Consider the following 19,806-nt stretch of genomic DNA (forward strand, 5'->3'; position numbering starts at 1 on the left):
GGAATGCGAATACTACAGACTCCGCCGCGATATCATCCGTTTATCGGAGGTGTCGAGGAGTACGTCGCCACGCTCTCACACCAGTTGGTCGAGCGTGGACACGACGTGACCGTGCTCTGTGCGCGGTCGGATTCGAAGACTCCGGTCGAGGAGGTCAAAAATTCGGTTCGAATCCGACGGCTACCGGTGGCTGGCCATCTGGCAAACACGCCGATAACGCCACACTTTCCGCGTGCGGTGTACGAGGAGGCGGCCCGAGCGGACGTGATACACACCCACATGCCGACGCCGTGGAGTGCCGATTTGAGCGCGTTGGTCGGTGCCGTCACCCGAACGCCGACGGTGCTCACGTACCACAACAACGTCATTGGAACCGGAGTCGCGAGTGTGATGGCAAGCGCGTACAACAACATTCCGCTCCCGACGACGCTTCACCTAACCGACAGCGTCATCACTACACAGCAGTCGTACCTTCGGCGGGCACGCCCGTTGAAATCGGTTCGTTCGAAAGTCGAGTGCATCCCCAACGGCGTCGATATTCGTCGGTTCCGACCGATGTCCGTCTCATCGGAAGCGAAGCGGTCGCTCGGATTCGCGTCCGATCGTGACAACGTGCTCTTTCTCAGCGCGCTGGACGAATATCATCGGTACAAGGGTCTCGACGTGTTGTTAGCGGCGATGGCGTCGCTCGCTGAAACCACGGAAATGCCACCGAAACTCGTCGTCGGCGGTGACGGTGTTCTTCGGGCCGAGTACCAAGCCGAGGCACGGCAACTCGGCATCGACGATCACGTTCGATTCGTCGGACGTATTCCGGATGCCGAACTGGTGACAGCGTACAACGCGGCGGATACGTTCGTCCTCCCGTCGACCGATCCCGATCAAGAAGGGTTCGGCCTCGTCCTCTTGGAGGCGCTTGCGACCGGAACGCCGGTCGTCTCGACGGACATCGTCGGTGTAGCGAACGACATCGAATCTGTTGGTGTCGGGAAAGTCGTCACACGTCACGACCCGAACGCGCTTGCCGAGGGAATTCGGGATGTACTCGACTGGGAAGACGATCCGCTGTCCGATCGTTGTCGGTCGCTGTGTGAAGAGCGGTACTCGGCACGAACGAATGCGGAGCAGGTGTTGAGCGTTTACGCCGACCTCGTCGAAGCGGAGCGCTGAGACTGTGACGGTCGGCAACCGCGGTCGATTCGGAATACCGTGAACTCCGGTTGCCGAACGACCGGGGTGAATAGTGGACTACGGTCGAACTTCAGGTACGCGGAGCGATTTATCGGCTTTCGTTGGTAGTTTTCCACGTAGATTACCTGCGTAGATACTTCTCGATTAAGGATGAAATAATCAGCGCCGTACGACCGCATCTCCTCGCAAGCCGCCGTCGCGTTCGTTCCGTACCAGACGTCGACGAGGCCCTGTCGGTCGTAATCGTCGGTGTTACGGTAGACGATTTCGTATCTGTCCATGCCGACGAGATACGCGCCTGTTTTCAAGTCCGTAAAGATGGGGTCGCCGCGCTCGACGCCGTTCTGATGCATTCCGTTCACGAGTTTGTCGTAATCGCCACGATACGGAAACGTCCAGACACCGGGGATAACGAGCAAGTTTCCGACGACCATCAGCGCGATGATGACGTATCCCGTCACGTGGGCGAAGCGAGCGATTCGGTCGCGGGAGGGAGAGATTCGTGCTGGTAGGGAAAAGTGCGGAACGCGGGATCGAAGGGAGTACCCGGAGTGATCGGCGACGAAACGCGGGATGTAGGGGATGTAAGTCGGAACGCTCCCGGGGAGGGAAAGCGAATCGAGTTCGCCGACGGCGACCAGCAGGCCGGGAATCGAAGCCTCGAAGAAAATCCGCGTCCAGAAAAAACTCACCGAGAGTCCGGCGGGGATGTACACCACGAGGACGCTGTAGAGCCACAGCATGCGCTCGTCGAGGAGAAACTGGCTACCCTCACGGGAGAGCGCACGGAATGCGCTGACGGCGCTAACGAGCGCCACGGGGACGAGGATTATCATCACGTACGGCGGCCACGAGAGCAAAAACGGGACCGGACGAACGGTACCGAAGCCGAACCGACTGCCGATGACGCCCAGCGTGTTACTGAAATCGAACCCCGTGAACTCGCCGCCGGAATGCGAGAGTCGATCGCCGTGAAGCGCGAGGAGGATCAGCGGGCCGACGACGGTTCCGAGGACGACGTCCCGCCGCGACCCGTCGCGTCGCCAGCGAAGCACGCCGATGACGAAGATGAATGGAAGGAGCAACAGGGAACGAGGGAGGTAGAACATCGATGTGAGCGCGAGAATACCTGCGCTGGTCCAAAACCAGCGCCCGCCCTCACGACTCCAGCGAATCGTCGTGTAGAATCCAAGCAGGGTGATGGGAAACGAAAGCCCTCGCGCTTCGGTGATGTAGAGGGGCGAATAGTCAGGCATCAGGAAAATAGCCGTCGCGCACAGGGTTCGATAGCGGGTGTCGTCGGTGTACAGCGACGCGAGAAGGTAGCCGACGACGAACTTCACGAGCGGCGTCAGCAGGAAGAATCGCGTCCAGCGATGGACGAAATCCAGTCCCGTGAGTGCCGTGAGACCGCTCGAAAGATACGCCGCGGCGGGCGTATCGATATCGACGCAGATCTTCCCCCAGTACGGGTCGTAGTTGCCGACCGACGAGACGTATCCGCAGGTCGGTAGGTGGAATCCGTGCGAGAGAAGCCACTCCTCGATGTACCACAGCGAGTACGCCCACGGGTCATCGAGCGGCGGGACGAGCATCGCCTTGACGACGACGGCGAGACAGGCGGCGAGCAGGAGACAGAGACCGAGTCGCTCGCGCCACGAGAGCGGATGAATCCGCTGATCGTACGCATCCCGTGTTCGCCGTCGAAGCGTTGTGAGTATTCGCTTCATCGTCTACCGATATCGGAGGAGCGTCGTTTCGCCGGGAGCGATTGACGACTGCATGGGTAATGAAACGGCAACTCGTTACGGACCGGTAGGCTGTCGTTGTGTGGTGGTTTCGTCCGCCGACCGTGACAAAGACACTCATTCTCATATCATCCGCGCTCAAGCAGATCGAACAGCGGCTGCAAGTTGATCGGAATCGTGCTCGTGTACTGTCGCAGTAAGGTCATGTCCTCCGTTTCGAGTCCACCTACAGCGAAGAACACGATGAGGTGAACGGCGTAAAACCCCATTCCCGCAAGGAGCACCGTTAACAGCGACGACCGAATCCACGACCCGAAGGCGACGTACAGCAGGGCGAAAAGGACGGTCGTGGATACCGTGACGCGAACGAGTGCACTCGAAATCGCGTGAAACTCCCGAACGAGGTACAACCGCACCGCCGAAGCGACGTTAAGCGCGGCATACGTCAGCGCAGTCGCTGCCGCGACACCACCGATACCGAACGACGAAATCAACAGGAAACCGAGCACGACGTTGGCGACGAGGGTTCCGGTCGTCGTCCAGAAGATAAACCGCGTGTCGCCGATGGCCGTCAGCGCCGCGCGGGTCATTCCGGTCGCCACCTCGACGAAGAAACCGACGACGACGATGGCCAACACCAGTCCGCCGGACGCGTACGCATCGCCGAAGAGGGCGGTCATTATCGCCTCGGGAAAGCCGACGACGAACAGGAAGATGGGAAGCGTGAGGACGACGACCCACTTCGCCATCAGCGTGTAAAGACGCGACATCTCCTCGGTGTCCGCGTCCTCGTCGTCCAGTTGCGAGAAGATGGGCAGGAAGAGCGCCGAGAACGACCAGACGAAGAGGAGCATGATTCGGCCGGTCGTGAATGCCGCGTCGAATACTCCGATTTGAGCGGGGGAAAGCGAGTATCCGATGATCATGTCGTCAGTCGCCTGAATGAGTTGCCACGCCGCCGTTGCGATGACGAGCGGGACCGAAAACCGGAGCAGTGGACCCGTGTGTTCGGAGAGACGGGTGAAGGTTCGCTGTGTCGACGAGAGCAAGTCGGTCTCCCGCACGAGAATGAAGATGGAGAGACCGGCGGTAATCGCGGTCCCGAGCGCCCATCCGGCGGCCGCTCCGACGATACCGTACCCGAGGTAGATGCCAGCGACGGCGAGAACGATGATGGCGCCTCGGAGCACGACGTTCTGCACGAATGCGATTCGGGACGCGTCCCCGATTCCGCGAAAGCCGCCGAGAGACAGCCAAACGACAGACTGGAACGGAAGCGCGAGGGCAAAGAGGATGACGACGGGAACGGCGCTCGGAACGAGAAAGAGACGCGAAACGATACTCGAAAGAAGTGCGAGCGCGACTGCCGCGCCGACCGCCGTAGCGAAAGCGACCTCCACGGCGGTCAGGAACACACTACCGGAATCTTCGGCGCGGGGAATGTTCCGCGCGACGCCCTCTTCCAACCCGAGACTGGTGAGGAGAACGAGCAGTTCGAGAAGCGACACGCAAAACGCAAGGATACCGTAGCCGCTGACGCCGAGGAGTCGCGCCAGCACGATACGGGTCAAGAAGGCGATACCCATCCCCAGCACGTTTCCGACGAGGATGATGAGTCCCCCGCTGAAGAGTCGCCCGTAAAGTCCGCTCTTCATTGTTTCTCACAGAATCGTCCGGATGGGTGTTTCTTCCGGACGCATTCGGTCACGAGGTGATTTCCGCTCGACCGGATTCGACGGACGTTTTCCGCGTTACTCCTGGAGACGGTGTTGACGACGCGGTTGTCGCCCGATTCGAGGAAGACGAGTCCATACTGATTCCCGGAGAGGACCGTTCTGAACATTCGATTCGGTCCCGAGAACCGGAATTTGACGCCGTTCGTATTGTTCCGGACAACGACGTGAACGAGATGGTTTTTCCCGGCTTGATCGAGCAGAACACCGTCGTCGTTCGAGTTCGCAACGTCGTTCACGAGTCGCGTCCGTTCGCTTCGTTCGAGGACGAATCCGGCCTCCCCGTTGTCGTTCGACGTACTGTTGCGGACTACGTTGTGGCTCGCGCGGAGGAGTCGGAGACCGGACTCACGATTTCTGGTCGTCGTGGTTCGTGCGAAGATATCGTTTTCCACTTCGATGCCGACGATTCCGTCAGTGTTGTTCGTCGCCGTCGTTCCGACGACGGTGTTGTTCAGCGCGCGGTTTAAGAGGAGACCGTCGAACTCGTTGCTCTGGACGGTGTTGTCTCGAAGAGAGTTTCCGTTGGCTAACTGGAGGACGATTCCGTCCTCGTTGTTCGATACCATGTTCTCGGTGACCGAGGTGTCGGTAGAACGGTCGATGAGGATTCCCTCGTTGTCGTTGCTCCAAACCCAATCGCCCTCCACCTCGACGACACTTGATTCGAGGACGACGATGCCCACATCGTTCATATCGGCGACGGTATCGCCGATGGTCACGTTTCCGACGTTCGACGCAAAGATACCTGAATCACCGTTTCTTCGGGCTGTGACGTTCCTGATGACCGAATCTTCCGAAAGTCGGATTCGAAGGCCGTCCTCCCCGTTGTTCCCGACCACGTCGTTGGTGAGTCGAACGTCGTTCGAATAGGTTTGTGCCACTCCGTACTCCTGATTGTCACTAACGGTACTGCTGTCGAGGTGCGTTCCGTCAGAGTACTCCAGTTCGACGCCGATTTCGTTTTCATTACTTTCGAGGTTAGAAATCGTCGTGTTCGTCGAGTTCTGGACGAACAGCCCGGTCTCGTTGCTACCGGAGACCGTCGTTCCGACGATGCGAGTCCCCCCGTCCGATTCGAGGTGGATGCCGTCGGTCTCGCTCCCGGAAACGGACACGTTTCGAATTTTCGTTCGAGCCGTCTCCAAGGTTCGAACGCCGATGTCCGTGTCGGATACTGAAACGCCATCGAGGGTGTTGGCGGTGGTTTGGTACAGTACGATGCCCTCGCCCCAATTCCGGACGCCGAGATCCTCGATACGGACGTTCGAGGTGTTGACGAAGACGCCGAACGAGTTCGGAATCGGGTGACGGACCGACGATGTCGTGACCCTCCCCACGTATCGTGACGTGGGTGGCGCGAACGTCTAGACAGTGGTCGGCATCGCTCTGTACGTCCGTCGTCAAAACGTACTCGCCGGATTCGTCGATGACGGTGCACGACGAGATAGAGTGTGTACTCGTCGGTTGATTCGGTGAGGTTGCGGTCACAGCGGTGACTGCCGCCTGCCCGGCGACTACCAAACAGATGAGGAAAACGAGCGTGCCCAGTCGATTCATCGTCCGGTTCACGCTCCGGACGGGAATGAATGACCCCAACGGTTCAGCGATTCAGTCGTGAACTATCGTCGTTTGTGTCGCCCAGCTGAATAGTAGGGACGCGATACAGACGTGATATTCATCGTTACTCACCGCTGCTTGTCCACGTCTCGTTATTCGTCGTTCTCGAAGAACCGAGGGATGGGCGGTTTGATGTCCGCGTACGAACTCGTTTGGTGCTCTGCCCGATCGAAATGAAATCCACCCCCTTCGATGTTGTTCGCCTGCGTGAAATTATTTGATCCGGTGAGTTTGAACGAGTTCGTCGTGTTTCCGTACACGTCACAGCCGACGATCGTCCAGTGGTTCGAATCGCGGATGGACAGAATCGGCGGCCCGTTACAGCCGTGGATGATGGAACTCGTGACCGAGACGTGAGAGGAGTTCAAGCCGTACACACCGGCCTGCGTCGGTCCATCGATGATCGCGGAGATTTGGGCGTTTGTCACCGAATCTAGAGTGATTCCGTACTGTCCCCCCTCCGCATCGATGGTCGAGCGAATGAACGCGTTCGAGAAACCTTGGAGGCGCACGCCCGATTCCCGGAAGTTCCTGGTGAGTGAGACGATTTTTAGGTCGTTTCCACCAGCGGTCAAGTTGATGCCGTGATTACCGACGTTCGTTATCTCGGTGTTAATGATGGTCGCTTCCATCGGGATGATAGAGTTGATGCCATCCTCGACGACGTCGTCGATGATCGAGTTGATGGACAATGATCGGCCGCGACCCTTGGCCCGCGGTGAGTTATTCACGAGTTGGATACCGTGTCCCTTGCAGGCGATGATTGCCGCGGTTATCAGGATGTCGTCTATCGAGATAGTCGAATCCGCCTCTTCTTCGATGTGTAGCTTGAGACCGTTGGCGTGAATCGGACTGCTCAAAACGCCACCAGTGACCGATACCCGGCCGACCGAGCGATTTATCGCCCCGACGGCGATGCTGTCGTCGCCGGAGACGATTATCGGTCCCGTAATCGAAACACGGCTACAGTCGTAAGTGTGAATCCCGTCGAGTCCGCCCGCGTCCGACGGGTTCGCGATCCGATTCGTGTACGTCAGTATCGTCGGTTGAAGGAACTGCACCGAGTCCACGTCCGTGATTCGGAACATGAAGTTGGTGTTGTAGAGTCCGGTGACGGAGTTGGCCCGAAAGCTGGACCCCCCAGTGACGCGAACCTCGTCCTGTTTCATGCTGGGAAAATCCTGTTCAGGTCTGTTTCCATTGATGAAACCACCGGAAAGAGTCAAGCTCGCAGAATCAGACAACTCGAAGTCCAGCATGTGGTCGTTCGTTCGGGGCGCACGTTTCAGCGTGTGACCTTCGATGCTGATTTCCAGTTTGGATTCGATTCGAGCGGAAATCGCGCTCGTGAGCGTGATGTCGTCGGTAACGATGACCGTTCCCCCGCTGTGTACCGCGTCCTGTAGTTCGCTCTCGGTCGAAACCGTTCGCGTCCCGCCTAAGGACGTCGACTGGATCGTGCCGACCGAGAGTGATTCGAAGGTCGGCGACCGGCCGGACGACTGCAAGGGTCGCCACTTTTCACCATCACCGACGAATTCGTTTTCCGTATCCGTCGCGAGAAATTTTGCGCCGAGTTTAGGTGCATACGACCCTCGCATCTCTTCGTTGTCGCGTATCTCGACATCGCTGTCGAGCCGTTCGAAATTTTGATTGAGCGGAACGTGCCAGTCGGTTATCCCGGGTTCCGGCGTGTTGTACCGATGATTATCGGTCACAATTTACCCTGTCCGTATCCGTCTCGTCCGTATCCGAGTTCTCGCGACCCGATCATCGACCGAGACTCCAATTTCGCGGTATTCAAAAGTAGTCCAGTTGACGATGCCGCGATCAGACGACAAAACGTTCTGCGGTCAATAGCTTCCAACTGCGATGTTCGTGCCCTCATATCCCCCACCTAGAGACAGGGTTCGCTATCAACACGGAAAACAGTTGTTTCTATTTCACTTTCGGTGATGGACGGTATCCGCAGGTAAAAAACCGAATACGGTCGGTTCGGTCACGAAGCGTTCTCCGATTACCCCTTCGTTTCAACTGGAACGTTCGACAGTTTACCCCTGATCGACGTTCGATTCCGAACTCGTTTCCCCGTCGTCCAACTCGCGTAGTTCACGTTCCTCGTTGTACTCCGTCATGCCACCGGCATCGCCCGATATTTCGTTGTACACAGCCTCTCGTACCTCTTCTGGCGATTCGAAGCGCTCGTCCACGAGTCGGTCGAAGACGCTTCCGAGCGTTTCGGTCTCGTTCGGTAGGTCGAGCGGTTGGTCGCCGTATTCGGTCGCCAACTCCTCGCTCGTCGTCGGATACTTGTGTTCTCCGAGCATTCGACCCGCGTCGCCCAGCATGTCTTCGACGCGCTCGACCCGTTCGCGCTGTCGGTCCCGCGCACTGTCCTGTACACGTTCGGCGTCGTGGTCGTCGGGCATACGAAGCGGTACACGGCGACGTTTGAAATTCATATTGGCCATCGAAATCGGCCACCGTCAACCTACTTCTCCACTTCGAGCAAAGCAACTCGTTCGCAGACGAGGTCGGCGAGGTCGGCAGTCGTCGTCGCTACTTCCCGTTCCGAAATATCGAAAAATTCGAACACGGAGTCGCGGGTCGCGGTTCCGAGCGTCTCTACGGGAGTCACCAATTCGGAGACGGCATCCGCGGCGGGTCGTTCCCGCTCACCATCGACCACGACGACGACGCGTTGTTCACCCTCCGAGATACCCATCGCGAGCGCCTGATTGATCTGGCGACGGCCCGCCGCGTACAGGAGGATTTCGACCGATCGGTCGTGAGCGACGTTCTCGCCGCGTTCGAACGAGCGGTTCGCGTGGTCCACCGCGGATTGGAGATGTGCTCTTCCGGCGACGTAGTCTGCGTCGAAGGCCTGAACGGCACAGTCGAACTCGTCGCCAATCGACCCGAGGCGGGCGACGAAGTCGTTTACGTCCGTGATCGTCACCCGTCCTTCGACCAGTTTCATTCGAAATCACCGAGACTCTGCTGGCCGCTGTCGTTGGCCGCCCGAGTGCTCGCCACCGCGGTTTCCGTGTCGGGTTCGACGTCGTCCAGCGATGGGTCCTGTCGTCCGACGTTTTCGAGGATGCTTTCGGCCGTCTTCTTCCGGCCGCGGAGCGCACCGAGGACGACCGATTTGTCCGCCTCGCGGAGGTCAGCCCGCGACTCGATACCCGCTTCGTACAGCCGACGGGCGCGTTTTCGACCGACGTTTCGGACGCCAGCGAGGTCGAGCAGTTCCTCCTCGACACCGTACTCGACGCGTTTTCGCGCCTCCCTGACGGCGGTCGTCGTCGCGGATGGAATCCCCTCGGCATCGTCGCGCTGGAGTTCTGCGGCCAATCGTTCGGCCGCATTTAGCAACCACTGTGCCGTCTCGACCTTGCCGCGGATGTCGCCGGGGCCGATGGCGTAGCGCTCGGTAATGCGGTCTTCGTCCAGTTCGCTCGCCCAGTCTTCGAGCAGGCGGGCGGTCTTCAGCGCGGAAAGCCAGTCCTCGAAGGCGTTGTCCTCGAACTCCGAGGGCATGTGTCCGAGGAACTCGGGTTCGCGCTCGTAGGCGATTTCGGTGTATCGTTCGCGGTCGCCGGAGCGCAGATAGAGTTGATACATGTCCGGCGTACGCGAGACGAGGTGGTACAGACCGAGGGCGGTCGGTTCGCCCTCCGCCTCCCGGAGGCCGTCGATGATTTCGGCGGCACTCATCGGGTCGAGATACAGTTGCGAGACGCGGTGGCCGAGTCCGGTCGCACGCAGTCGGTCGTCGCGTTGGAGGAAGCCGTTCCGTTCGAGATAGTCCAACACTCGCTGGGTGACGGTTTCGAGTCGGCCCGTCTCGTCGGTTTGGGTCGCATACAACGTCCGTTCGAGGAAGTCCAGCAGTTCCTCCTCCGTCCCCGCGAACCCGGACGCGACGGTGGCGAGAATATGGGTTCGGAGCGCGGGTTCCGCCGCGAGTTTGGAGTGGACCGGTTCCGGGTCGGCCCAGACGTACTGATCGAACAGTTCCTGCAATTCGTCGTGACTCTTACTGATGAGCACCGCTTCGCCGTGCGGATCGAGGCCGGGACGTCCCGCGCGTCCGAACATCTGGTGGACTTCGAGCACGTCGAGCGGTTGCATGCCGCCGATGTCGCCGTCGTAGCGACGCCAGTCGCGGACGATGACGCGCCTGCTCGGGGTGTTCACCCCCGCCGCGAGCGTCGGCGTCGCGCTGATGACCTTGATGAGTTTGTCGCGGAACGCGTCTTCCACGAGCGACCGGTGCTCGCTGGCGAGTCCCGCGTGGTGGAACGCCGCTCCGCTCTCGATGGCAGTGGCGAGGTCGTCGCTCGTCTCCGTGTCGCTCACGTCACGGATTTGATCGGCGATGTCGAGGAGTCCGCGACGCTCCTCGTCGGTCAGATGGGTCTTGGTCACGTCCGCGAGCCGTTTCGCCGACGCCTCCGCGTTCCGACGGGAGTTGACGAACACGAGCGACGATCCGCCGTCTTCGAGCGTGTCGCGGACGAGTGCGGCGGTTTCCTTCTCGTTTCCGCGCGCCAGTTCCTGTTGTGTCCCGTCGTCGAAGTGGAGCGCCTGCCCGTAGAGGACGCCCTTTCGAAGGTCTATCGGACGCCACGTCGAGTCCACGAGGGTTGCGTCGAGCCATTCGGCCATCTCCTCGGCGTTACCGACGGTCGCCGACAGCGCGACGGTCTGGAGGTTCGGGTTGACGCGTCGAAGTTTGGCGAGCGTGACTTCGAGCGTCGGACCGCGGTGAGCGTCGTTGACGAGGTGGACTTCGTCGGCGACGACGCAGGAGAGGTCGTCCACCCACTTCGCGCCGTTCCGAACGAGCGAGTCCACCTTCTCGCTCGTGGCGACGATGATGTCCTTCGAGGCGAGCCAATCGCCGTCGCTGTCGTAGTTGCCGGTGGAGACGCCGACGGAGATGCCGTACTGTTCGAACTCCTCGAACTCCTCCTTCTTCTCGCTGGCGAGTGCGCGGAGGGGAACGATGTAGAGGGCTTTGCCGCCGCGGGCGACGCTCGAAAGCATGGCGAGTTCAGCGATGAACGTCTTGCCGCTCGCCGTCGGAATGCTGGCGACGATGCTCTCGCCGTCGGTAATTCCCGCCTCGACGGCCTCCCCCTGTGGTGGGTAGAGTTCCTCGATTCCTTGCGCCTGAAAATGTTCGGGAACGCCGTCCGGCAAGCCCGTCAAATCGGCGACGTTCACGCACGCTCACCCTGCGTGCGCGGTGCGAGTCCGGTCATTACCATCGTTTGGCGCGTCTTACCGTTTAAACTGTCGGGTGCGTACGGTGCGAAGGTATTTTTCAATTCGCTATACAGTTGAGATATGAAAATCCCGAATTACGGCGACAAGTACGATGCTCCGGCGCTGTTCTCGCCGGAGGATGCGGTTGACGCTCATGGCGGAGCGTTGCCCGACATGCCGAAAGCGGTCATCCTCGGATTCGAGGACGAGTTGCGTTCGGCGGCGGAGAACCGGGCGACGGAGAGCGTGAATTACGTTCGGAGTCAGGAACTGCAACTGCTGGACGAAAACGTGGGATTCATCGGGGGGTTCGGTATCGGCCCGACGGTGACGGGAATCGTCGCCGAAAACGCGATTGCGGCGGGAGCCGAAGTCGTTTGCATTCTCTGTGGCTGTGCCGGATTGCAGACGGACATCCCACTGACGGACGCGATTTTGCCGACGCGCGCGATCCGCGACGAGGGAATCTCGTATCATTACTTGCCGGGCGATGAGCAGGTAGAATCGACGCCGGAGCTGACCGATCATCTCGATTCCGCGCTTGCCGCGGCCGGAATCGAGACACACCGCGGACCGACGTGGTCGATGGGTGCGATGTACCGCGAGACGATTCCCGAAATCGAACACTACGCGAACGAGGGTGTTCTGTCGCTCGGCATGGCGGAGGCTTCCCTGCTCGCGGTTGCGGCGTATCGGGGCGTCGATGCGGGTGTCGTCCACCAAATCGGAGACTATCTCACGGCCGACGAATGGGTGCCGAATTCCGACGAACAGTCCACCCTTCCATCGATGCTCGATCCAACGATTGAAGCGCTTCGAAGGTACGTTTCGTGAGGGGTATTTCACCGTTCTCGAAAGCCGCTCCGTCATCCCTTTGAGGGCACACATCGGAGGAGTACGTATGAAGATCGAATACGACCGGAACACCTGTACGGGAATGTTCCAATGTACCGCGGAATGGGATCAGTTCGTGGAAAACCGCGAGGAAGGCAAAGCCGATTTGCTCGACAGCGAAGAAGAGGAGGAAGGAATCTTCGTCCGCGACGTTCCCGAGGGGGCGGAGTTCGACGCCGAGATGGCCGCCCGTGTCTGTCCCGTGGACGCCATCAAGGTGTACGACGACGACGGTGAACAGATCGTCTGATACCGACGGACGGTCACTAGTTAGTTAGAAAATAAAACGATCGAAGGGGAGTGTTTCGAGTGGAAACGAGGGGAGTACGGCGAGATATTCGTGCAGTCGAAATTTTTGTACCGCGAGATTTGACGGCGGTAGCGGGGTTAGCTATCGAACCGTGCCTGTTGCATGAACGGTTGGATGTCGTCGATGTTGCCGAGTCGTGAATCGGACTGGAGGACGGCCTCCGTTTCGTCGATCGGGACCGAGAGGCTGATTTCCTTCGTCCGCCCGTACCGACCCTTCGAAACGACGACGGCGTTGACGATACCGAGCATGTCGAGTTCGCTGATGAGGTCGGTGACGCGGCGCTGGGTGAGGATGTCGGCGTCGATCTCTTCGCAGAGGTGTTTGTAGACGTTGTACACCTCGCCCGTGTTGATGTTGTGGACGCCGTTTTTCTCCAGCGAGATGGTCGAGAAGAGGACGAGTTTCGACTGAGTGGGAAGGGTTCTGACGACTTCGACCACACGGTCGAGTTCGATCTTGTCCTGTGCCTTCCGGACGTGCCCTTCCTCCACGCGCTCGGCCTGATCACGCTCGGCGAGTTCGCCCGCCGTTCGGAGCAAGTCGAGCGCGCGGCGAGCGTCACCGTGTTCCTGTGCGGCGAACGCAGCACACAGCGGAATCACGTCGTCCGAGAGGGCGTCCTCCTTGAACGCCACTTCCGCGCGGTGCTGGAGGATGTCCCGGAGTTGGTTCGCGTCGTACGGCGGGAAGACGATTTCTTCTTCGCCAAGGCTGGATTTGACGCGGGGGTCGAGGAAGTCGGTGAATTTCAGGTCGTTGCTGATACCCATGATCGACACCCGCGAGTTGTCGAGTTCCGAGTTCATCCGCGAAAGGTTGTAGAGGGTATCGTCGCCGGATTTCTCGACCAGTTTATCGATTTCGTCCAGCATGATGACGACGACGCGTTCCTGATAGTCGACGGCCTCGAAGAAGGTGTTGTACACGCGGTCGGTCGGCCACCCGGTCATCGGGACGGGTTCGATTTCCTCTGCGTCGGCTTCGAGTTCCTCGATTCGATCCTCGATTTCCGTCAGCGACGAGAAGTCGATGTTTTCGAGTTGTTGGGACTCGGCAGCGACGCCATCGCGGATATCCTGTAGCTCTTCGATTCGGCCCTCGATTTCGGCGAGGTTGTTCTCGATGAACTTGTTGGCGAGTTGTGCGAGGACGCGATATTGCGTGTCGGTTATCTCGCAGTTGATGTACTCGACCTCACAGGGAACCTCGTATTTCTGTGACGTGCGTTCCAGTTCCTGACTGACGAATTTGGCACTCGCTGTCTTTCCGGTACCGGTCTTTCCGTAGATCAGGATGTTCGATGGTGTCTCACCGCGGAGTGCGGCGACGAGGATGGTCGCCATGCGGTTGATCTGCTCTTTTCGGTGCGGTAGTTCGTGTGGCGTGTAGGAAGGCCGAAGCACTTCCTTGTTCTCGAAAATCGGCTCGCCACTGAGCAGGTCGTCGAACAGGCCGTGGTTTCCGTCTTCGTCCGAGTCGTCCAAGACGACATCGTCCAAATCGATACCCTCGAAACCACGACTCGTGTGGCCGTCTCGTTCGTTCGGCGAGTCTGTATTCTCGTCTGACATACGTCGGCTGTGTACCCCTTTGTTTCCACTGGAATTGCACGCCGTGCGGAGAGAGACGGGAGGAAGCGGGGAATAGCGTCCCGATTTACTTCCCGGAGAAGCAACAGCGCGTCCAGTTGATGCAGATGAAAAAGAGGTACAGCACAGTACTAAAATCTTTCTCATCGATCGAATGATGAACGAAAAAGGGTTTTTTGCACGTTTCACGCTGAAACGGCATCGTTTCGGCTCGAATTACCGGGACCAGAGAAAGAAGAATTGATAGCTTGATGAGAATAGTTGGGAGGATAGATCGGAAGGTTAGATCGAAAAGATAGATCGGAAACCAAGATTGAAGAAGTAAACGGAGTGGAAGAAGTGAAGTTGGGACAAATGTGGTTGGAGAGAAGGGAGTAGAGAGGAGGAGAGTGGAAGGTATGGGCGTGGGGTGGGAGATGATTGAGGTTGAGGGATGGTTTGAGGTTGAAAAAGAGGGTGGGTGCTGAAAGAGGGAGGATGCTGAACGGCGGAACGGGGTCGGCGGGTCGGTTGGAAGGTACAAGGAAAGATAGCGATACCGAGCGGACAATTCGAGACTCCCTTTCGGAATCAGTGTTCGTACCCGTACGTTTCGACTGGAGAGGGAAGGAAAATTGGAGGAATGGGATCGATATCGGAGATAGTCGTGGAGAACAGTATCGAATTCAAACGGTGATGGATCGCGATCCAAACCGCAACCCCTTTGTTTCGGGTGGAACGCGGAGAGGGATCGAGTGGCAAGGGGAGAAAGTGTCAATAAGCCGAATTTACCTGGTAGGGTCGGATGGATCGGAAGAGGGTGAAACACAGCCCATGACCAATGATAACACGTGGCTTTGCACCCCCCCACCCCTCTGTTTCGGGTGGAACGTGGTCGAAGGTGGGTGGGGGGAGGGGCTAGTCTAGAACGGGAACCTTTATTACAACGTCTAGCTAACAATATCCGCAAACTAGATACTTTACTTTTCTAGAGGAGGGTATTCTTTGTAAGTTACCGGCTTCTGACACCCCACCACCCGGCTTTTCCCGTTTCCACCTGAAACGAAGGGGTGGGGGTGTCCGACATCCCATTAAACAACCGTCATTTTGGCACTCTCTTCGGTACACTGTTTCACCGAGATGCCAATCGGGACCAGCCGTTCTCTCGTCCTTTCCGTCCTCGTGGCCATTGCCAGACCTCGTCCAACGGTACCATGGCACACTATACTGCAATCAGTCGAATGCCCACGCCCGAGTCTTTTGCCGACCTGAAGAAAGGTTTACTACTAGAGGTTCACCATCAATCGACTTCGTCCGGACCACGTACATCACTCCCACAAATATCGCAACCCCTCTATTTCCAGTGGAAACCACATCCCGTAGACGAGTTTCCGATGTCAGAGGTTTCGTGATAGCAATACGATGTGCCGTTCATTTCCCACGCGCGGGAATCACTATATTTAGAATATCATTTGATCCCAATTGAGAGAAAACTGTTCGATCGGAATAGTTTTTGTCTGGACAGAAAATCAACCATTCCGGCAGTTCGCGTCCGTCGATTCTATCGTTTTTTGTTCGCAATCCTCTTCCCGTCGTGCCCTTTTCACACCATTTCTTTCCCACTTCCGTGGGTGAATTGTGTCAAGAGTTGTCTGACATAGGTTTAAGTGAATGGCGTAAAGTTCTACGCGCAACAGCCCCGTACGTCCGGCTCAATCTCGACAACGGTTTGTCTAGAGCGACTATCCGACACTGGGGTCTGGGAGCAAAAAGGATGGGATTGTTTACTGGTCTCAGGCAAAGTATTGCACGTGTGACCGACAAGCTCTTCTCGTCAGAAGAGCCAAAACGGATCGGTATCTATGGACCGCCAAACGCTGGAAAAACGACGCTCGCCAACCGCATCGCCCGCGATTGGACTGGCGACGCCGTCGGTCCGGAAAGCCACGTTCCACACGAAACACGGCGCGCACGACGGAAGGAAAACGTCGAAATCGAACGCGACGGTCGGAAAGTCACCATCGACATCGTAGACACGCCGGGTGTCACGACCAAAGTCGATTACGAGGAGTTCCTCGACCACGATATGGACAAAGAAGACGCCGTCCGTCGTTCCCGCGAGGCGACCGAAGGCGTCGCGGAAGCGATGCATTGGCTCCGCGAGGATGTCGACGGCGTCATCTACGTTCTCGATAGCTCGACTGACCCGTTCACGCAGGTGAACACGATGCTTATCGGTATCATCGAAAGTCAGGATCTGCCGGTGCTTATCCTCGCGAACAAAACCGACCTCGACGATTCGAGCGTCCAGCGGATTCGCAACGCGTATCCGCAACACGAGACGATTCCACTCTCCGCACTGGAGGGTGATAACATGGATGAAGTGTACACGAAGATCGCGGAGTACTTCGGGTGATCTCAATGCCAGAAGTGAAAAATTCAGACGACGGCGTCCAAGTCGACCTCATCGGTGGTGAGCGGATGGCCGGGAAAACCAGTATGGAGAAGATCCGGATGATACTGGACGGTGTCCGTGATGGAAATATCGTTATCCTAGAGGAGGGGCTCTCCCCCGACGAGGAGAGCAAGCTCATCGAGGTGACGATGACCGAGATCAGCCCCGACGAGTTCAGTGGTATCGAAATCGAGACCTACCCTCGCTCGAAGACATCCGACGGTGGCTTACTCGGTCGGTTGATGGGTCGTGAGTCGACCGATTCGAAACTCACGGTTATCGGCCCCGCAAACCAGATCGAGACGCTTCACAAGGACGAGAATCTCATCAGCGCGCTCATCTCCCACAAATAATGCCCCACAAGTGCACGAACTGTGGACGGACGTTCGCTGACGGGTCCAAAGAGATGTTGTCCGGTTGTCCCGATTGTGGTGGTAACAAGTTCCAGTTTCAACCGTCGAGATCCACCTCGCCTCCAGGCGAAACGAAGGCCTCCACGACGGGTTCGAACCCGAAGGCTGCGGCGGCTACCACCGACAATTCGACGGTAACCGACGACTCGACCGCCGACACTCGATCCGAGACGGGCGCGGTCAGCCGCGCGACGAGTACCGTCAAAGGATGGGTCGGTTCGCGTAACCGCTCTGAACCTTCGGATTCAAGCGCTAACGAGCGACAACAGGGGCAACCCGAACGCGAGCAGAAACCCTCTCAGCCGAGTGCGTCCGCACGTTCGACGCCACCTCAAAAATCGCCGACCGATTCTCCGTCCGATTCGTCAACGGATTCTCCGTCCGATTTGCCATCCGATTCCCCGACCGATCCAACCGTCGATTCGTCAACGGATTCCCCGACCGATTCGCCAGTCGATCCGCCAACGGACTCTCCGGCCGATTCACCAGTCGATCCAACCGTCGATTCGAGCGAGGATCGGGCACAGGCGAGTGCCCGTTCCGAAATCGTTCCGGAAGACGAACTCCCGGAGCGTCCAGGTTCTGACGGAACGGGGACGGTCATCAAACCGCCCGAGGACGACGACCAACCGAGTCTCGATGAGCTCCGGGAGGAGCTCAACAGTCAATTCGAGAGCATCAAGGTGGTCGAACCGGGCCAGTACGAACTCAACCTGATGGAACTCTACGAACGCGACGAGTACATTATCGCCATGCGGGAGAACGGTCGCTACGTCATTCAGGTTCCCGACTCGTGGACCGGCCCGGTCGATAGCTGATTCTATTTAACGGCGTGCAATAGCAGGGATGGCGCCTTTGGACGGGCGTGATGGACACTGCTTGTATGAATCCATCCAAGCAACTCGCTCGGAGTCTCCTCTCGGAGTCGAAAGCGTACGGATACACGTTGACCGTTTGGGGCGGCGGCGCGATACTGATGAATCAGTACGGCTCACCGCGAATTCCGGAAATCTTCTGCTACGTCGCCGGTGCGCTGATCGCGTTCGGTATCTTGGCGAGCGTGACGTTCGAGAACCTGTTTTCCGACCCGAACTCGGATCACGACGAACAACTAATCGTCGCCTCGATGGTCCACGTCGTCGCGACGTTCGGCAACTTGCTGTTGGCCTACGGCATTTTGGCGGCACTCAATCCGGGATTCCCGTCCGACTGGGGCTTTTTCATCCTCGGATTTTGGGGGACGCTCTGTTACAACCTGCTGCTTCTCCTCGAATCCGGGTTCGCCCGTCTCGTTACCTCGACGGTTGCGAACACCGAAGTCGGCACGTAAGGCGTACCAAACCAGCGAACTTTTTTCAAAGCAACTACCACACTATTTCCCAACTACCACACCTTCCCCTCAATCATCACACCATCCCCTCAATCACCACATCAACCTTCCCGCTCCACTCGAAACGATGGGCCGTTCGATTCGTTCTCACACCCCACTCGTTCGCCGCATGTTCGTTTCTCGTGAACCCGACACAGAGACGGAAATCGACGCGATTGACGACGATCTGGAGTGGAAATGAAGGGGTACCGCGCCGAGTAGCCAGATTTTAAGCGTTCGAGTGGAAACAAACGGGTATGAACACTCCGACAAAAATCGTCCTCGGTACCGTCCTTTTGGCGATACTACTCTCGATCGTGCTCGTCGCACAATACGCGGCGTGATGTTTCGCGAACGTCCCATTCCCCAAGACGTGACGGCGGTGCGGGAGGAGTATGCACCGAACGCGCTCGTCTTGGATTGCGAACGCGATTTCGAGACGCTCCCGATTCCGGCGCGGGACGACCTCGCGCTCCTGACGGACGAACTGCGCCCGTTTTCGGCACCGGACGAGTGGCTACCCGACGACGCTCCCGAGCTATTGCGCCGCTTCGCCGGAAACGACCTCGTGGTCAGCATGCCCGGCGACGGAAGCGTGGCGTGGACCCACCAGACCGACCCACACGTCGTCTTCGTGAAAGCTCGGGTGCAAGGGTCACCCGAGGAGTTCATCGATTTCCTGCTCGCGGAGGCGCTGGTCGAAGTCGGTCTCGACATGCCCGAGCATTTCCTCGAATTCTTCGAGGAAGAGTACGCCGAATTCGCCGACGCGGTTCCGCTCGACGCGGCGAGCACGTACCAACTCGCCGTCGCTCTCTGTGATGCGTACGTCGGTTTGCACACGCGGGAGGTGTTCTCCGATTGGGACGACTCCCACCCCCGTTTGTTCGAGGCGTGGCAGGACGCGGGCCAGCGAATCGAACCGCGACTGGAAGGCATTACCCGCGAGGTGGCGATGGGACGAACTGATTTTTCGGACGCCGCCGAGTTCGCGTGTAGCGCCGTCAAACACGGTATCGAACCACCCGCTCCGTTCGCCGTCTTCGACACGCAGGCCTTTCGCGAACACGGTGCGTCCTTCGCCGTGAAATGGGCCGAGAAAACGTTCGATTCGGAGTAACGAATTCGACCGATTTCGCTCCGTGGTTTCGGTTCGAGGGATTTTATCCCGTATCCCATTCGAAAAATCCCAACTCGCGTCCTCCCGTTTCATCGCTATCTTCTA

16 protein-coding genes and 1 pseudogene are annotated in these 19,806 nt (G+C 58.4%); 9 read left to right on the plus strand and 8 right to left on the minus strand.

Features of this window, described 5'->3' with window-relative positions; all coding sequences use genetic code 11:
• Positions 1 to 3: 3 nt before the first annotated feature.
• A complete protein-coding gene (locus tag A4G99_RS04015; RefSeq protein WP_066139732.1) occupies positions 4 to 1,170 on the plus strand; it encodes a glycosyltransferase in 1,167 nt (388 codons plus the stop codon).
• Here the strand turns inward: A4G99_RS04015 and A4G99_RS04020 are convergent.
• The 7 genes from A4G99_RS04020 to A4G99_RS04050 all read right to left on the minus strand — a co-directional run bounded on the left by A4G99_RS04020 (position 1,140) and on the right by A4G99_RS04050 (position 11,527).
• Entirely contained in the window at positions 1,140 to 2,921 is a 1,782-nt protein-coding gene (locus A4G99_RS04020; RefSeq protein ID WP_066139735.1) for a hypothetical protein, read from the minus strand. The two genes, A4G99_RS04015 and A4G99_RS04020, sit on opposite strands and share 31 nt — an antisense overlap.
• Positions 2,922 to 3,067: 146 nt before the next feature.
• Entirely contained in the window at positions 3,068 to 4,594 is a 1,527-nt protein-coding gene (locus tag A4G99_RS04025) for a flippase (protein ID WP_066139736.1), read from the minus strand.
• On the minus strand, positions 4,591 to 6,012 hold the full coding sequence (locus tag A4G99_RS04030) for a right-handed parallel beta-helix repeat-containing protein (RefSeq protein ID WP_066139740.1): 1,422 nt from the start codon (positions 6,010 to 6,012) through the stop codon (positions 4,591 to 4,593). The genes A4G99_RS04025 and A4G99_RS04030 overlap by 4 nt, the downstream gene beginning before the upstream one ends.
• A gap of 372 nt (positions 6,013 to 6,384) precedes the next feature.
• Positions 6,385 to 8,010, minus strand: coding sequence for a right-handed parallel beta-helix repeat-containing protein (locus A4G99_RS04035; RefSeq protein ID WP_066139743.1), 1,626 nt, complete (start codon positions 8,008 to 8,010; stop codon positions 6,385 to 6,387).
• Positions 8,011 to 8,343: 333 nt separating this feature from the next.
• Positions 8,344 to 8,721 (minus strand): hypothetical protein, encoded by a 378-nt coding sequence (locus A4G99_RS04040; protein WP_066139746.1) that lies wholly within the window; start codon positions 8,719 to 8,721, stop codon positions 8,344 to 8,346.
• Positions 8,722 to 8,783: 62 nt separating this feature from the next.
• The gene (cgi121, locus tag A4G99_RS04045) at positions 8,784 to 9,272 is read right to left on the minus strand and encodes a KEOPS complex subunit Cgi121 (protein ID WP_066139749.1); all 489 of its coding nucleotides are present in this window, start codon (positions 9,270 to 9,272) and stop codon (positions 8,784 to 8,786) included.
• Positions 9,269 to 11,527 carry an ATP-dependent DNA helicase gene (locus A4G99_RS04050; RefSeq protein WP_066139752.1) on the minus strand — a complete coding sequence of 753 codons (2,259 nt, stop codon included), beginning with the start codon at positions 11,525 to 11,527 and terminating at the stop codon, positions 9,269 to 9,271. The genes cgi121 and A4G99_RS04050 overlap by 4 nt, the downstream gene beginning before the upstream one ends.
• 123 nt (positions 11,528 to 11,650) lie before the next feature.
• On the opposite strand from A4G99_RS04050, the gene A4G99_RS04055 reads away from it, so the two are divergent.
• Both A4G99_RS04055 and A4G99_RS04060 read left to right on the plus strand, forming a co-directional pair.
• Positions 11,651 to 12,403, plus strand: a complete 753-nt coding sequence (locus tag A4G99_RS04055; RefSeq protein WP_066139754.1) for a nucleoside phosphorylase — start codon at positions 11,651 to 11,653, stop codon at positions 12,401 to 12,403.
• A 67-nt stretch (positions 12,404 to 12,470) separates the two neighbouring features.
• The gene (locus tag A4G99_RS04060; RefSeq protein WP_066139756.1) at positions 12,471 to 12,713 is read left to right on the plus strand and encodes a ferredoxin; all 243 of its coding nucleotides are present in this window, start codon (positions 12,471 to 12,473) and stop codon (positions 12,711 to 12,713) included.
• A gap of 137 nt (positions 12,714 to 12,850) precedes the next feature.
• On the opposite strand, the gene A4G99_RS04065 is transcribed toward A4G99_RS04060, so the two are convergent.
• On the minus strand, positions 12,851 to 14,347 hold the full coding sequence (locus A4G99_RS04065; protein WP_066139759.1) for a Cdc6/Cdc18 family protein: 1,497 nt from the start codon (positions 14,345 to 14,347) through the stop codon (positions 12,851 to 12,853).
• 1,771 nt (positions 14,348 to 16,118) lie between these two features.
• Between A4G99_RS04065 and A4G99_RS04070 the strand changes: the two genes are divergently transcribed.
• The 6 genes and pseudogenes from A4G99_RS04070 to A4G99_RS04090 all read left to right on the plus strand — a co-directional run bounded on the left by A4G99_RS04070 (position 16,119) and on the right by A4G99_RS04090 (position 19,701).
• Positions 16,119 to 16,760 (plus strand): Era-like GTP-binding protein, encoded by a 642-nt coding sequence (locus A4G99_RS04070; protein ID WP_007982151.1) that lies wholly within the window; start codon positions 16,119 to 16,121, stop codon positions 16,758 to 16,760.
• 5 nt (positions 16,761 to 16,765) lie between these two features.
• Positions 16,766 to 17,152 (plus strand): DUF2073 domain-containing protein, encoded by a 387-nt coding sequence (locus tag A4G99_RS04075; RefSeq protein ID WP_066139761.1) that lies wholly within the window; start codon positions 16,766 to 16,768, stop codon positions 17,150 to 17,152.
• A gap of 53 nt (positions 17,153 to 17,205) precedes the next feature.
• Positions 17,206 to 17,313: pseudogene (locus tag A4G99_RS29755) on the plus strand (hypothetical protein); the annotation flags it as partial.
• Between the two features lie 285 nt (positions 17,314 to 17,598).
• Complete coding sequence (locus tag A4G99_RS29760; RefSeq protein ID WP_394337444.1) at positions 17,599 to 18,030, plus strand: Zn-ribbon containing protein; 432 nt, start codon at positions 17,599 to 17,601, stop codon at positions 18,028 to 18,030.
• A 65-nt stretch (positions 18,031 to 18,095) separates the two neighbouring features.
• The gene (locus A4G99_RS04085; protein WP_082837699.1) at positions 18,096 to 18,542 is read left to right on the plus strand and encodes a hypothetical protein; all 447 of its coding nucleotides are present in this window, start codon (positions 18,096 to 18,098) and stop codon (positions 18,540 to 18,542) included.
• 382 nt (positions 18,543 to 18,924) lie between these two features.
• Positions 18,925 to 19,701, plus strand: a complete 777-nt coding sequence (locus A4G99_RS04090) for a hypothetical protein (protein ID WP_066139767.1) — start codon at positions 18,925 to 18,927, stop codon at positions 19,699 to 19,701.
• The last annotated feature ends 105 nt before the right edge of the window (positions 19,702 to 19,806 follow it).

This window comes from Haladaptatus sp. R4 (assembly GCF_001625445.1).
GTDB lineage: Archaea > Halobacteriota > Halobacteria > Halobacteriales > Haladaptataceae > Haladaptatus.